This is a genomic window from Caproiciproducens sp. MSJ-32, assembly GCF_018918055.1.
GTDB lineage: Bacteria > Bacillota > Clostridia > Clostridiales > Clostridiaceae > Clostridium.
This window is the reverse complement of sequence record NZ_JAHLPS010000044.1, coordinates 1-14817: the sequence shown is the minus strand read 5'-3', so window position 1 is coordinate 14817 and position 14817 is coordinate 1. Positions and strand designations below refer to the sequence as shown.

The 14817-nt window shown below is 28.1% G+C and carries 9 protein-coding genes, 1 pseudogene and 1 riboswitch; of the genes and pseudogenes, 8 read left to right on the top strand and 2 right to left on the bottom strand.

Going from position 1 to position 14817, the window contains the following annotated elements; translation table 11 throughout:
* Positions 1 to 87 precede the first annotated feature (87 nt).
* Positions 88 to 2679 carry a sigma-54-dependent transcriptional regulator gene (locus KQI16_RS05570; RefSeq protein WP_216432708.1) on the bottom strand — a complete coding sequence of 864 codons (2592 nt, stop codon included), beginning with the start codon at positions 2677 to 2679 and terminating at the stop codon, positions 88 to 90.
* 205 nt (positions 2680 to 2884) lie between these two features.
* Between KQI16_RS05570 and KQI16_RS05565 the strand changes: the two genes are divergently transcribed.
* The 6 genes from KQI16_RS05565 to KQI16_RS05540 all read left to right on the top strand — a co-directional run bounded on the left by KQI16_RS05565 (position 2885) and on the right by KQI16_RS05540 (position 8753).
* The gene (locus tag KQI16_RS05565) at positions 2885 to 3391 is read left to right on the top strand and encodes a GNAT family N-acetyltransferase (protein ID WP_216432707.1); all 507 of its coding nucleotides are present in this window, start codon (positions 2885 to 2887) and stop codon (positions 3389 to 3391) included.
* Positions 3391 to 4344: an AEC family transporter gene (locus tag KQI16_RS05560; RefSeq protein ID WP_216432706.1), complete on the top strand. Its 954-nt coding sequence runs from the start codon at positions 3391 to 3393 to the stop codon at positions 4342 to 4344. The genes KQI16_RS05565 and KQI16_RS05560 overlap by 1 nt, the downstream gene beginning before the upstream one ends.
* 75 nt (positions 4345 to 4419) lie before the next feature.
* Positions 4420 to 5343, top strand: a complete 924-nt coding sequence (locus KQI16_RS05555) for an AEC family transporter (RefSeq protein WP_216432705.1) — start codon at positions 4420 to 4422, stop codon at positions 5341 to 5343.
* 312 nt (positions 5344 to 5655) lie between these two features.
* Positions 5656 to 7065, top strand: a complete 1410-nt coding sequence (locus tag KQI16_RS05550; protein WP_216432704.1) for a glycoside hydrolase family 1 protein — start codon at positions 5656 to 5658, stop codon at positions 7063 to 7065.
* 168 nt (positions 7066 to 7233) lie between these two features.
* Positions 7234 to 7917: a DegV family protein gene (locus KQI16_RS05545; protein WP_216432703.1), complete on the top strand. Its 684-nt coding sequence runs from the start codon at positions 7234 to 7236 to the stop codon at positions 7915 to 7917.
* Positions 7918 to 8039: 122 nt separating this feature from the next.
* Positions 8040 to 8753 (top strand): gamma-glutamyl-gamma-aminobutyrate hydrolase family protein, encoded by a 714-nt coding sequence (locus KQI16_RS05540; protein ID WP_216432702.1) that lies wholly within the window; start codon positions 8040 to 8042, stop codon positions 8751 to 8753.
* A gap of 196 nt (positions 8754 to 8949) precedes the next feature.
* Here KQI16_RS05540 and KQI16_RS05535 read toward each other — a convergent pair whose 3' ends face one another.
* Positions 8950 to 9912, bottom strand: a complete 963-nt coding sequence (locus KQI16_RS05535) for an alpha/beta hydrolase (RefSeq protein WP_216432701.1) — start codon at positions 9910 to 9912, stop codon at positions 8950 to 8952.
* Between the two features lie 233 nt (positions 9913 to 10145).
* Positions 10146 to 10307, top strand: a riboswitch (M-box (ykoK) riboswitch).
* A 289-nt stretch (positions 10308 to 10596) separates the two neighbouring features.
* Between KQI16_RS05535 and mgtA the strand changes: the two genes are divergently transcribed.
* Positions 10597 to 13287 carry a magnesium-translocating P-type ATPase gene (gene mgtA / locus KQI16_RS05530; RefSeq protein WP_216432700.1) on the top strand — a complete coding sequence of 897 codons (2691 nt, stop codon included), beginning with the start codon at positions 10597 to 10599 and terminating at the stop codon, positions 13285 to 13287.
* A 131-nt stretch (positions 13288 to 13418) separates the two neighbouring features.
* Positions 13419 to 14702 (top strand): annotated as a pseudogene (gene hcp, locus KQI16_RS05525) (hydroxylamine reductase); the annotation flags it as partial.
* Between the last annotated feature and the right edge of the window lie 115 nt (positions 14703 to 14817).

Sequence of the window (14817 nt, the reverse complement as noted above, 5' to 3'; positions counted from 1 at the left end):
AAAAGACCTAACGGTATAAAATATCATAATAAATGTAAATTTATTCATAAAGAAAACAAAAATGGCAAGTAGAAACTTTTTTAAAATTTACTTGCCGAATTCAAGTTCAATATCAAGAGAGTTTTCTATAAAATCTATAAAATTTTTTAAGAGTGGATATATTTTTTCTGGATTAAGGAAAGTGATAAGTTCCCTTAAGCTTTGTTTACAAAGAGTTTCCAAAGCTATAATATTATTTTTATCTGTATAGGATATATTTTTGCCTTTTATAATATTTTTAAGTTTTGCTTCTCCAGTTCCATTTATTAGATCTTCTATAGATATAAAAGGAAATCCTAAGTTTGGATTCACAATACCTATAATAGCTATAATTTTATTTGATTTTAATATTTCATTTATAGATTTATTAATATCTTTAACTCCAATAGGAATAACTGTTATGTTATAATCAGGCATTGTATTTATTATATTATCAACTAATTCTTTTAGTTTAATAGCAGTCCCCTTACCGCTAGAACAAATTGTTACTATAACACCATCATTTATATAATTATCCTCTTCCCTGCTAGTTGTATATCCTCTAAAATCTTTTAACAAATATGAATGAACTGAAATTAAATCAGTGTCATATAAGGAGCATTTTCTAGCTGCTTCTAAAACTAATGGAGTAGATACCATATCAATGCTTCTTGTTATTATATCGGTTCTTTCAGTAATGACATCTCCGAAACTATTTAATGATCCCATATCAACTAAGAGTAGTACCCCTTTACCTTCGTCTACTTGTTTAACTTTAGAAATTACTTCTTCAAGAATATCAAAAGGTTTTTTTTCAAGGGGCATATCCACAGCTAAAATATTATCTACTTCAAATAGCTTTTTAGCTACGTTTACCATACTTGTTGCGGTACTATCTCCGTGGGCAGCAACTACAATTCCAACTCTTTTTTGAACGGAGGAATCTTGTATTGAGGTTAAAATAAGAGCTAAATATTCTACTTCTATCTTAGGTATAGTTAAATTAAATCTTTTTTCTATTAGGTAATGAATTTCTTTAGCTATTTTATACTCCTTACTATTAGTAGATATGGGTATTTCAATATAGGAATTTAGTCTATCAGTTTTACTTTTTAATCGCTTAAATAAGGAACTGAGGTGAAGGCTTGTAGCATATATGAAACGTTCATTTAATGGTTTATTAAGTCTTTCCTCTACAAGAATTTTAATTTCCTCGGAAAATTCTACAATATCCTTATCAACAATTTTTAGCAATCCTTCTTTAATATTTTTATTTTTTTTCAAATTATTATAAAATTTATTTAAGTCATTATTTATATCTGAAGCAATATAGGACTTTATATCTTCATCAGTCATGCCTTTATTTTTTAATTCGCCAGCTCTTTTCTCAATAGTATCATATATATTGAAGGGTGGCTCATAGCTGTCATTTTCAAAAGACATATATTCAAAAGGTAAATAATTATTAGGATCTATTGTAATGGTATTTGGAATTAAGCTCCAAATACTATTTTTATTATTTTTATTATTGCTAAAAGAGACAATTCCTTTTTTTATATTAGAAGGGAGTATATCTAGGTTTATATTTATTATATCTCCGCTATTTAGAGTATTTAAAAATCCTTTTGCACAAGCTAATTGTATATTTGACTTTAATTGTCCAGCATTTCCATAACTAGTACTTCCTATAAAGGCTTTTACTGCTTCTGAAGATATTTTTATTGGTTTATTAATCCTTTGAGCTTCCTGCCTAAATAGAAATTCTACTAATTCTATTTGATCTTCAAGAGTTCTTTCGTTAAAGTCAGGAATTTTTACAATAACTGGAATTCTTCTCATAAAAGTATTTAATAATGCAGAATTTGGATCTTCAGTTGTTGCACCAATTAATAAAACTTTTGCTTTATGGCCCCTACCTGTTTCTCCAAGTTTATTGTAGCTTCCAGTATCCATAAAGTAAAAAATCATCTCTTGTCCTTCAGGTGGAAGTCTATGAATTTCATCCAAAAATAATATTCCACCATCAGCTTTTTGTATAATTCCTTCTGTATTATTATCTGCTCCAGTAAAGGAGCCTTTAACATGTCCAAAAATATGTGATAAAAGAAGTTGAGGATTGTTTGAGTAATCAGCACAGTTGAAAACAATAAAAGGTGCATCCTGAGAAAGTTTATTTTTATATTTTGCATATTGATACATAATGTTAGCAAATAAGCTTTTTCCTACACCAGTACTTCCGATTATTAATGTATGTAGACCATTAGGCGGGTACATTAAAGCAGCTTTAGCTTGTTCAATTTGATTTTTTAAACTTCTATTATGCCCAATTAAATAGTTAAAGGGAGATTTAGCTTCAATTTTTTCTTTTTTATTGAGTAAGGCTTGAATATTATATATTTCACTAATATCATCTTTTAATTTTATGCTTAGGGTTTTTTCAAAAAATTCTCTAGGATAGTAAATTACAGGTTTGCTTTTTATTTTTATTACTTTATTATTTTTACATAGGATATTAAGTTCTTTTGATACATTATTTCTTAATAAATTTAATTCTTCACCAATTTGAAGGGCTGTAAATCCTTTATTGGACAGAATGTCTTCTTTTGTAAGGTTTTTAGAATTTTTTATCATATAATTATATATTTTTTCAATACGTTTCATAAAGCACCCCACCAAGACTTAATAATGGCTATAACACAATAATAATATAATTATTCAAATAATACAATAACTTGTATATTATGGTATAAATTTACTTTGAAGAAAGTTTATAAAAATTAATTGAATTTAAGAATAGATATTTAGATATAGTTATGATTAAGGTATAATAAATGAATGTGATTAAAATTTTAGAAAGGAAATAATCATGAAGCTAAGGAAATCAAAGGAAAAAGATATTAAGGATATTATGAAAATAATTAAAGAAGCACAAGATTACTTTAAAGAAATGAAAATAGATCAGTGGCAGAATGGATATCCAAATGAAGATGCTATTAGGAAAGATATATTAAATGGATATAGTTATGTTCTGACGGATAATGATAAAGTCATTGCAACTGTTGCTTTATCTTTTGACGGAGAAGCAACATATAATGAGATTTATGAAGGAAGCTGGTTAACTGACAATGAATATGCAGTAATACATAGAATAGCCGTAACAGAAGAAATGAAAGGTAAAAATATTGCTTCTATAATATTAAAAAGAATAGAAGAAATTTGCAAAGAAAGGGCTATAAAAAGTATTAAGATTGATACACATGAAGATAACCTATCAATGCAAAGACTGCTAAAGAAAAATAACTTTAAATATTGTGGAGTTATTTATTTAGAAGGAAAGGTAAAAAGAATAGCTTTTGAAAAGGAGATAAACTAATGAATATTGATGCACTAATAGAAACAATGCTAGTTTTATTTATAGTAATAATTGTAGGATATGTAGCAAATAAAAAGGGAATTTTAGATAAGAATAGCAATGCTAAATTATCAGATTTAGTATTAAAAATAACCTCCCCAGCCTTAATTATTAGCTCAGTTTTAAATAGCGAGCAGACAGGTGATAAGAAAGAAATATTTAATATGCTTTTTGCTGGAGTTATATTATATTTGACTTTAATCATAATTTCTAAATTAATTATAAAGGTATTTAGATTGAATAATGAAAATGGTGCTATATATGAATTGATGCTCGTTTTTGTTAATGCAACTTTTATGGGATATCCAATTTTAAGTGCAATTTATGGAGAAAACGCAATATTTTCTTTCTCTATATTACACATGCCCTTTAATATATTAATTTATTCCTATGGGGTATATCAATTTCAAAAAGATAGAACTAAAGATGCGAATTCATCAAAGGATCAAAATAAAAACTCTATTGATTGGAAGATTTTAATAAACCCAGGTATTATATCTGCAGTTATTGCCTTAATAATATTCTTATTTGATCTTAAGTTTCAAGCAGTTATTAAGGAGGCTTTTAGTTTGGTGGGGGGAGCTACAGTTCCAATATCAATGATGCTGATAGGGTCCTCCTTAGCTTTAATACCATTAAAGGATGTTTTTAGTGATTCAAAGATTTATATTTTATCTGCAATAAAACTAATAGTAATGCCTTTTATTATATACTTTCTTGCTAATTTAATTTTTAAGGATGAGACAATAGTTGGATTTTTAACCGTATCAGCAGCATTACCGACAGCTTCAATGATAGTAATGTTTGCAAATCAGTATAATAAAAATATTAAATCAGCCTCATCAGGAGTTTTTATTACTACAATATTATCAATCATTACTATTCCTGTTATAATATCTTTATTATTAATATAAGTAAATAATAAAAAATATAAGCAAAAAAATGATTACTAAATAAGATAATAATATAGCAATTAAAGGAAGAATGTTATGAATATTGTTGAAATATTTACAATAATGATAGTCTTATTTAGTATGATTTTGCTCGGATATTTTATAAATAAATTAAAGATTCTAGACAAAAATACAAACAATAAACTTTCAGAATTAATATTAAAGATAACAACACCAGCCCTTATTATTAATTCTGCTCTTGGACAAAGTCCTTCAATAAGCAGGAAGGAAATAATAACTATATTGCTATTGGGAATTGGATTATATCTATTTTTAATTGTGTTTGGAAGATTAATTGTTACTGTATTCCAAATGAAGGGTGAAAACAGTGGAATTTATCAGCTTATGATAATTATTGCCAACACTGGATTTATAGGTTATCCAGTTTTAAGTGCCTTGTATGGAAATTCTTCGATTTTTCCATTTTCAATTTTGCATATACCATTTAATGTAGTTTTATTTTCCTATGGAATTTATATAACTCAAAAGGGTAAAGAAAATATTAAATTTGATATTAAATCAGCTGTAAATCCATGCGTAATAGCGGCTTTAATATCACTTTTAATTTTCCTATTAGAAATAAGAGTTCCAGAAATATTTAATAGAATTTTTGGCTTGATAGGGGAAACGACTATACCATTATCAATGTTATTAATAGGTTCTTTTTTAGCTTCTATAAATATAAAAGATATATTTATAGATTTTAAAATATATATTATTTCTATTATTAAATTATTAGTATTGCCATTTATTATGTATTTTTTATCTAAGCTTATTATTGATAATAATTTAATTATAGCTTATTTAACTTTATCTGTTGCCTTGCCAACAGGACCATCTATTATGATAATGGTAAATCAATATAGCAAAAATGAAGATAAAGCTGCTGTTGGAGTATTTATAACAACGATATTATCTATAGTGACAATTCCATTAATTATTTATATTTTGCTTGTATAAGGAGCTGCTTATTTGCAGCTTCTCTTTTATTCTATAAAACTACAAAAAAAGACAAAAAATTTATAAATAGTATTGTCAAATTAATAACAATAAGTTAAAATTATAAATACTAAAAGGATAGGAATCCTCATATATCTTCTAGTGGAATATGATGATTTCATAAATTATTCCCCTTAATAAGGAGCGCAGCTGCGCTCTTTGTTTTTTATAAGTCCTTTTCAAAATTAGAAAATATATTAAAAAATAACACTATATAATTAAATTAAAGTAAAATTTATAGTAACAGTTTTAGTAATATAAGGAGGAAATATTATGGGAAAAAGATTTCCAGAAGGATTTTTATGGGGAGGAGCAGTAGCTGCAAACCAGTGTGAAGGGGCTTATAATGAGGATGGTAAGGGGCTTTCAATTCAAGATTTAGCTCCTAAAGGCATATATGGATCTATTACTGATGAACCGACAGAAGATAATATGAAGTTAATTGGAATTGATTTTTATCATAGATATAAAGAAGATATAAAATTATTTGCAGAAATGGGATTTAAAGTGTTTAGATTTTCAATAGCTTGGTCTAGAATATTTTCAAATGGAGATGATAAGGAAGCAAATGAAAAGGGCTTAAAATTCTATGATAATCTTTTAGATGAATTAGAGAAGTATGGAATAGAGCCTTTGATAACTTTATCTCATTATGAAACGCCTCTTGCATTAGCTAAAAATTATAATGGTTGGACTAACAGAAAGTTGATTGGTTTTTTTGAGAAATATGTAAAAACCGTATTTACTAGATACAAGGATAGAGTAAAGTATTGGTTAACTTTCAATGAAATAAATTCAGCCTTAAGGGCTCCTTACTCTAGTGCAGCCATATGGACGCCTAAGGAAGAATTAAGCCTTCAAGATCTTTATCAAGCAATGCATCACGAGCTAGTTGCAAGTGCCCTTGCTGTTAAAATAGGACATGAAATAAATTCAGATTTTAAAATTGGATGTATGATACTTGGAACCCCAATCTATCCATTAACTCCCAATCCAAAGGATGTTTTAAAAGCATTAGAAAATGATAGGGAAAGCTTATTTTTTGCTGATGTCCATGCAAGAGGAAAGTACCCAAGATATATGAATAGATTCTTTAAAGAAAATAATATTAGTTTAGATATAACTCCTGAAGATGAAGAAATATTGAAGAATACTGTAGATTTTATATCCTTTAGTTATTATATGAGCAGCTGTGCAACAGCAGATATAAGTAAGGTAGAAGGAGAAGGCAACATAATAGCAGGTGTTCCAAACCCTTATTTAGAGGCTTCAGAATGGGGATGGCAAATAGATCCTGAGGGATTAAGATATCTACTTAATACCTTATATGATAGATATGAAAAGCCGTTATTTATTGTTGAAAATGGCCTTGGGGCAGTTGATGAATTAATAACTGATGAAAATGGAAATAAAACGGTAAATGATGATTATAGAATTAAGTATTTAAATGATCATTTAATTCAAGTAAGAGAAGCAATAGAAGATGGTGTTGAGATTATAGGATATACAACTTGGGGATGTATAGATTTAGTCAGCTTTACAACTGCAGAACTTAAAAAAAGATATGGTTTTATATATGTTGACAGGCATGATGATGGAACTGGTAGCTTAGAGAGATATAAAAAGAAAAGCTTTTATTGGTATAAAAAAGTAATTGAAACTAATGGAGAAAGCCTAGTTTAGGACATATTTGGCTGCTAAATTTTTAGCAGCCTTTTTAAATAAATAGTATACACTATCAAAAGCTGATGAAATGTTTATAAATATGTTGACACTTATTATATATCATGGTAATCTGAGAACGAACATATTTATAAAAAACTAATAAAAAATACGGATGAGGATATAATAATGATAAAAATTCTTTCTGATTCTTCGACTTTGTACTCAATCAAAGAGGAACAAGCTAATAACATAGATATAGCACCTTTGCAAGTAACTATAAATAATAAAACTTATACAGAATTTGAAGATATAGATTCTAAACAAGTAATTGATCTAATAAATGAAGGACATGTTCCTAAGTCTTCACAACCTTCTATAGGAAAGGTTTTGGAACTTTATCAAAGATATCCAGAAGAAAAAGGGTATACAAAGGAGAGAATAATAAAAGATATAAAAGAACTTATTGAGTCATCTAAATCTTTTTTAATTCCTAATGATTTTGATTTCTTGGTAAGGGGAGGAAGGTTATCACCTATAGTAGGAAAGATTGGTAGTGCTATTAAATTAGTACCTGTTTTATCTCTTTCTAAGGATGGGACAACTTTAGAAAAGTTTGCTACAACAAGATCTTTTAAAAAGGCCATGGCTAAAATTTGTGATTATTTACATGAATTGAAGGTTGATGACAGCTATAAAATATATATTACTCATGGATTTAGTGAAAATTTAGCAAAGGAAGCAAAGGAAATTTTATTAAATAAGATAAAAAATGCAGATATAGTTACAAGAATTTTAAGCCCAGCCTTTATTACTCAAGGAGGACCAGGCTGTGTTGCAATCCAAGTAATAAAAAGACATGTTATTGATTAAATGAACTTAGTAAAATACTAGGTTCTTTTTTATATGATATTCTTAAAACAAATTATGTAGATTTATCATATAATAGATATTAATGTACAAAAGAAAAAAATATGTAGAAAGGAGAGAGAAAAATGAATAAACCAATAATAGGGGTATTTTCACTTTCTAGTTATGAAAGTCCAGCCAACGATAAAATATTTTATTATGCAGAGGCGGTTAGGGATGCTGGGGGAATACCCTTTATTGTGCCTATTATAAAAAATATAAAGGATATTGAAAATTTGGTTAATAAATTTGATGGCTTTTTATTTACAGGAGGTCAGGATATAGATCCTAAATTATATAATGAGGAGAAAAAAGAATATTGTGAAGTTCCATATAAAGATAGAGATTGCATGGAAATAATAGCTTTAAAAAGTGTGATAGAAAAGGAAAAGCCTTTACTTGCTGTTTGCAGAGGATTTCAACTATTAAATGCTATATTAGGAGGCTCTTTATATCAAGATATAAAATTTGACAAAAATAATGGAAGAGATAGTTACCACTTGGATAAGAAAAATACTTTTAATGAGAGCCATAAGGTTAAAATTATTAAAAATTCTTTATTGGGAGAAATAATAAATAATAAAGAGTTTTTAGGAGTTAATAGTATACATCATCAAGGAATAAAAACTTTAGCACCTTCTTTAAAAGAAGCTGCAATATCAGAAGATGGATTAATTGAGAGTGTTTATATGGAAGGGAAAAAATTTATTTTAGGAGTTCAATGGCATCCAGAATTATTATATACAAAATATGATGAGCATTATAGTATATTTAAGAAATTTATAGAAAGCTGTAATTAATTAAAGGGACTGTATTTGACAGTCCCTATTGTGTTTTCATTTATTTGTTTTATTATGATAATATCCAATTTTCAACTTCTGGAGTTAAAGATGAAACATCATCTTTATCAATTTTGCTAACGAAAAGTAAATCTCCTGTTTGTATAAATTAAGGTTGTTTATTTATCTTCGATTTTATTTTTGCACCGGGAAGATTTTATGAGTATTTTGCAATAAAGTTATTTATTGAATTCCAATAAGTATCTGGATCTTGAATAACGCATTTTGCATGATCAGCACCTAGTATAGTAATCTTTTCTTTAGGACAATTAGCTGCATTATACAATTTATCCATCATTTCGTAAGGAACAAAATCATCTTTATCTCCATGAATAAATAAAATTGGAGTTTTTGATTTTGCAACTTGATTAATAACAGAAGCTCTTTTTAGATTATAACCAGCTCTAATTCTAGTAACAACAGAAGCTGCATGCAGAAAAGGGAAGTTTGGCAGCTTAAACTTTTGCTTTAATTGGTAAGTAAATTCTTCCCAAACAGAAGAATAACCACAGTCAGCAATTATTACTTTAACATTTGATGGAAGTTCTTCACCAGAAACCATACATGCAGTTGCTGCTCCCATTGATACTCCGTGTAAAATTATTTTAGCATTTGAATTTTCTTTAATGATGAAATTTATCCATTTAATAATATCAAGTCTATCATGCCATCCCATGCCTATATAATTTCCTTCACTATGACCATGGGCTCTTAAATCGGGTATTAAAACATTGTAACCTTCTTCATAAAATTTTTTTGCATAATTAGTCATTTCCGCTCCATCAGAATTATATCCGTGAATAGTTATAACCCAATTATCTGTTTTAGAAGGATTTAGAATTTTATAAGCATGTAATGTTAAATTATCAAAGGATTTAATAGTTACATTTTCATAATTTGATTCATATTTAAGCCAGTGCATATCCCCTAATATTACTTCGTGAGGAATATCTATATTTTCATTTAAGTCTAAAGCTTCGGCTTTCATTTCATTTTTTGGCCCAGAAATTTTTTTATTTATTGCATAATTATAAAAGTAGTTCCCTATATAAGCTAAAGCACTAGCAGTTAATGCACCTGCTGCAAAGGAGATTAGTTTTAATTTATCTTTTTTATTCATAATACCTCCTTGAAAGATCAGAATTATCTATAATGTTATTATATACATAAATCTTATTTTAAAGATAGAAATATTATAAAATATAGTAGGTTTTATTTAATTTTAATAAGAATTTTTAATATATTATTAAATGATAAAAAATATAGGAAATATTTTAAGAAATTATGATTTATTAATTTGAAGAAGAGTTGACAAGCTTATGTAGATGTGATAATATGAACTAGAAAGAAAAGTTAATAATTCGGTAGGTGAGGTTACCATGAGGATAAGGGTTGCTGCCGCGAAATAGTGGAGACACTATAAGAAGGTTAGCAGTTTATGTCGAAACCAAGGCGTAGACTAATGCAATTTCATCGCCTTATGGAGCTGAAGCTTGAACGATGATGAAGTGATAATATAATTTTGCTTTATTACATTAAATTTATATAATATTTTATTAGTTTACTCACCTTACTGTATTTCAGTAAGGTTTTTTTATTAATTTTTATTGTGGAGGTGAAGAGGAATGGAAGAGGGAAATAGTAAGGCAATGGACCCTTTGGAGGGAAATAGAAATTTTCTAGATAAAAGGGGAAATCCATTCCTCTTTTAGATTAAAAATTAATATTTAACATTCCTTCTTTCGGGGCTATGCCTTTACCTAATCTTGTATTTTTCAAATTTTAAGATTAAGGAGGTACGGCCATGAGAAAGTTATTTTTTAATAAAGTTATAAAGGAAGAAGTAAAGAAGAAAGGTAATATTAATAATTTATTATTAGTATCAAGATTAACAGAAGAAGGAGTATTAAGAAAATATAATACAAGCTATGAAGGTTATGAAGAAAATGAAATAGAAGAAATTAAGGAAAGATATGGGAAAAATGAGATTAGTTATCAAAAGGGTAAATCTTTAATAAAAAAAATTATTGATGCTTTTATTAATCCATTTTCTATAATTTTATTAGCTTTAGCTGTAATTTCTTATGTAACTGATGTAGCTTTAGTTAAAAGTGATCAAAAAGATTTTACATCAGTTATTATAGTTACAACTATGATATTAGTTAGTGGGGGACTACGATTTATTCAAGAATCTAAGTCTAATAAAGCTGCTGAGCATCTTAGTAAAATTGTTAGAACAACAATAAGTGTAAAGCGTAAAAATGAAGAATTAAAAGAAATACCGGTAAATGAATTGGTAGTTGGTGATATAATTCATATTGCAGCGGGGGATATGATACCTGCTGATGTTAGAATATTAAAAGCAAAGGATTTATTTGTAAGCCAATCCTCATTAACTGGTGAAAGTGAGCCTGTAGAAAAGTATAGTTGGATATCTGATGATAATTGTAAAAATCCCTTAGAGATAAAGAATTTAGCTTTTATGGGAACTAATGTAATTAGTGGATCAGCTGTTGCAATTGTAATTGAAGTTGGTGATAATTCAATTTTTGGTTCTATGGTAAAGAATTTATCAGGGAAAAAAATAGTGACAAGCTTTGAAAAGGGGATAAATTCTGTATCTTGGATATTAATTAAGATTATGTTAATTATGCTACCACTAGTTTTATTTATGAATGGATTTACTAAAGGTGATTGGATGGAAGCTTTCTTATTTGCAATTTCTGTGGCTGTTGGATTAACTCCAGAAATGCTTCCAATGATAGTTTCAGCTAATCTTGCAAAAGGTGCAGTTTCAATGTCCAAGAAAAAAGTAATAGTTAAGGACTTAAATGCAATTCAGAATTTTGGGGCAATGGATGTACTTTGTGCTGATAAGACTGGTACTATTACTAAAGATAAAGTAGTTTTAGAATACTATTTAAATATTCATGGGGAAGAAGATATTAGAGTTTTACGTCATGCTTTTCTAAATAGTTATTATCAAACTGGGCTTAAAAATTTAATAGATAAGGCTATAATTAATTATGTTAATGAATTAGATATGGTTGAATTATGGAGAGATTATAAAAAACTTGATGAAATTCCTTTTGATTTTAATCGTCGTCGTATGAGTGTGGTAGTTGAAAGTATAGGGGGTAAAACTCAACTTATTACAAAAGGCGCAATTGAAGAAATGTTAGAAGTTTGTGCTTTTGTTGAATATAAAGGAGAAATAAAGAAAATAACAGAAGAAATTGAGAAGGAATTATTAGAGAGAGTATCTTATTATAATAAACAAGGAATGAGAATATTAGGTGTTGCTCAAAAAAATAATCCTTCGGAAGTTAAGGAGTTTTCAGAAAAAGATGAAAGAGATATGGTTTTGATGGGATTTCTAGCATTCCTTGATCCGCCAAAGGAAAGTGCAGAAGATGTAATTAGAACATTAAAAGATTATGGAGTTAATGTAAAAATATTAACTGGAGATAATGATATTGTTACAACAGCAGTCTGCAAACAAGTAGGAATAAAGGTAAATAACTTATTATTGGGGACAGACATAGATGAAATGTCTGATGAAGAATTAAAGAAAGCAGCTGAAAATTCCAATGTCTTTGCTAAGCTTTCACCAAATCAAAAAACAAGAATTGTAACAGCTCTGAGAGAAAATGGACATGTTGTAGGCTTTATGGGAGATGGAATAAATGATGCTGCTGCAATAACTGAAGCTGATGTAGGAATATCAGTAGATACAGCCGTAGATATTGCAAAAGAATCTGCAGATATAATATTATTGGAAAAGGATTTAATGGTATTAGAAGAGGGAATAATAGAAGGAAGAAAAATTTATGCTAATATAATTAAATATATAAAGATGACAGCAAGTTCAAATTTTGGAAATATATTTTCAGTATTAATAGCGAGTATTTTTTTGCCATTTATTCCAATGCTTCCGCTTCAATTATTAATGTTAAATTTAATTTATGATATTTCTTGCATCGCAATTCCTTGGGATAATGTTGATGAAAAATATCTTAAGTTTCCACGTAAATGGGATGCAAGTTCAATCAGTAAATTTATGTTTTGGATGGGACCAATTAGTTCAGTTTTTGATATAATAACTTTTTTATTATTGTACTTTATCATTTGTCCATTTGTATTTGGGGGACCATTCCATATGTTGAATGAAGTTGAACAGATAGGTTTTATAGGACTTTTCCATGCAGGATGGTTTGTTGAATCCTTATGGACACAAACTATGGTTATTCATTTAATTAGAACACCTAAAATACCATTTATTCAAAGCACGGCTTCATGGCAGCTTACAATATTAACATTTTTAGGGATAGCAATAGGGACTATAATTCCTTATACAGTTTTTGGTGAAAGATTAAATATGGTAGCTATGCCTGCAAGCTATTTTATATATTTATTTTTAATAATATTTTTATATTTTATTTCAATAACTGTATTAAAAAGATTATTTATTAAAAGATATGGAGAATTATTATAAGAGAATTTTATTAAGGGACTTTTATAGTCCCTTTTTTATATCATATTTTAGTTATTTATAAAGAAAATAGATATGAATAAACCATTATTGCTCAGGTAATAATATACATGAAAAAAGAAAGGAGATAAAATATGGATAATGCAATGTTTTGTTACCAATGTGAACAAACGATGGGAGGTAAAGGCTGCACGAAAATGGGCGTATGTGGAAAAACTCCCGAAGTTGCTAATTTGCAAGACTTATTAATATATCAATTAAAGGGGATAGCCTGCTATGCAAAGCCTTTAATTGATAAAGGAGAATTAATAGATAAAACAATAGTTGAGTTTGTAGAAAATTCACTTTTTACAACTTTAACTAATGTTAATTTTGATGTAGAAGTACATATACAACTTCTTAAAGATTCTCAAAAGATAAAGGAAGCATTAAGAAGTAAAGCACCAAAGGGAGATTATCCAGAAGAAGCAAAATACAATTTAAGTGCAACCAAGCAGCAAATGTTAGAAGATGCAGTTAAAGCTGGATTGATGTATGATAAAGACCTTGATCCAGATATAAGATCTTTAAGACATACAATTTTATATGGTTTAAAAGGTATATCAGCTTATGGACATCAAGCCAGATTTATAAATTTTTATAGCGATCAAGTAGATCAATTTTATTTCCGTGCTTTAGAAGCTATAACTAATGATGATGTTGGGGTAGAAGAATTAATACGATGGACATTGAGAACTGGAGAAATAGCATTGGAAGTTATGAGGGTTCTAGATGATGCTAATACTACTAGATATAGTCATCCTACACCTCACAATGTAAACGTTAATATTAAGAAGGGTCCATTTATTATAGTTTCTGGCCATGATTTAAGAGATTTAGAAATGTTATTAGAACAAACAGACGGAAAAGGAATAAACATTTATACACATGGAGAAATGCTTCCATCTCATGGTTATGAGAAATTAAAGAAATATAAACACTTAGTAGGTAACTATGGTTCAGCTTGGCAAAATCAGCAAAAAGAATTTGATAATATACCTGGATGTATCCTTATGACTACAAACTGTTTAATGAAGCCAAGAGAAAGCTATAAAGATAGAATATTTAGTACTGGAGTTGTAGGCTGGGACGGAGTTATTCATATTGGAAGAGATGAAAATGGATATAAAGATTTTTCTCCTGTAATAGAGAAAGCTCTTGAATTAGGTGGATTTAAGGAAGACGAAGAAGAAAAAGAAATAATGGTGGGTTTTGCTCATAAGGCTACCTTAAGTCATGCAGATAAAATAGTATCTGCAGTAAAAAATGGTGATATAAGACACTTCTTTGTAATAGGAGGTTGTGATGGAGCGAGGCCAGGAAGAAATTACTATACAAAGTTTGCAGAACAAGTCCCAAAGGATTGTATAATATTAACTTGGATTCGGCAAGTAATGCCGAAAGGCATTGAAATTAAAGGATTTTTTGTTCAAAAAAATTAAAAAGAAATCATCCCTTTTTAGTGTTAAAATATAATTACAAAAAACAAAACAC

What these genes read in the sequence shown, in the direction of transcription:
- KQI16_RS05570 (WP_216432708.1), bottom strand. Translation starts at nt 2,679, where the DNA reads ATGAAACGTATTGAAAAAATATATAATTATATGATAAAAAATTCTAAA.
- KQI16_RS05565 (WP_216432707.1), top strand. Translation starts at nt 2,885, where the DNA reads ATGAAGCTAAGGAAATCAAAGGAAAAAGATATTAAGGATATTATGAAA.
- KQI16_RS05560 (WP_216432706.1), top strand. Translation starts at nt 3,391, where the DNA reads ATGAATATTGATGCACTAATAGAAACAATGCTAGTTTTATTTATAGTA.
- KQI16_RS05555 (WP_216432705.1), top strand. Translation starts at nt 4,420, where the DNA reads ATGAATATTGTTGAAATATTTACAATAATGATAGTCTTATTTAGTATG.
- KQI16_RS05550 (WP_216432704.1), top strand. Translation starts at nt 5,656, where the DNA reads ATGGGAAAAAGATTTCCAGAAGGATTTTTATGGGGAGGAGCAGTAGCT.
- KQI16_RS05545 (WP_216432703.1), top strand. Translation starts at nt 7,234, where the DNA reads ATGATAAAAATTCTTTCTGATTCTTCGACTTTGTACTCAATCAAAGAG.
- KQI16_RS05540 (WP_216432702.1), top strand. Translation starts at nt 8,040, where the DNA reads ATGAATAAACCAATAATAGGGGTATTTTCACTTTCTAGTTATGAAAGT.
- KQI16_RS05535 (WP_216432701.1), bottom strand. Translation starts at nt 9,912, where the DNA reads ATGAATAAAAAAGATAAATTAAAACTAATCTCCTTTGCAGCAGGTGCA.
- mgtA (WP_216432700.1), top strand. Translation starts at nt 10,597, where the DNA reads ATGAGAAAGTTATTTTTTAATAAAGTTATAAAGGAAGAAGTAAAGAAG.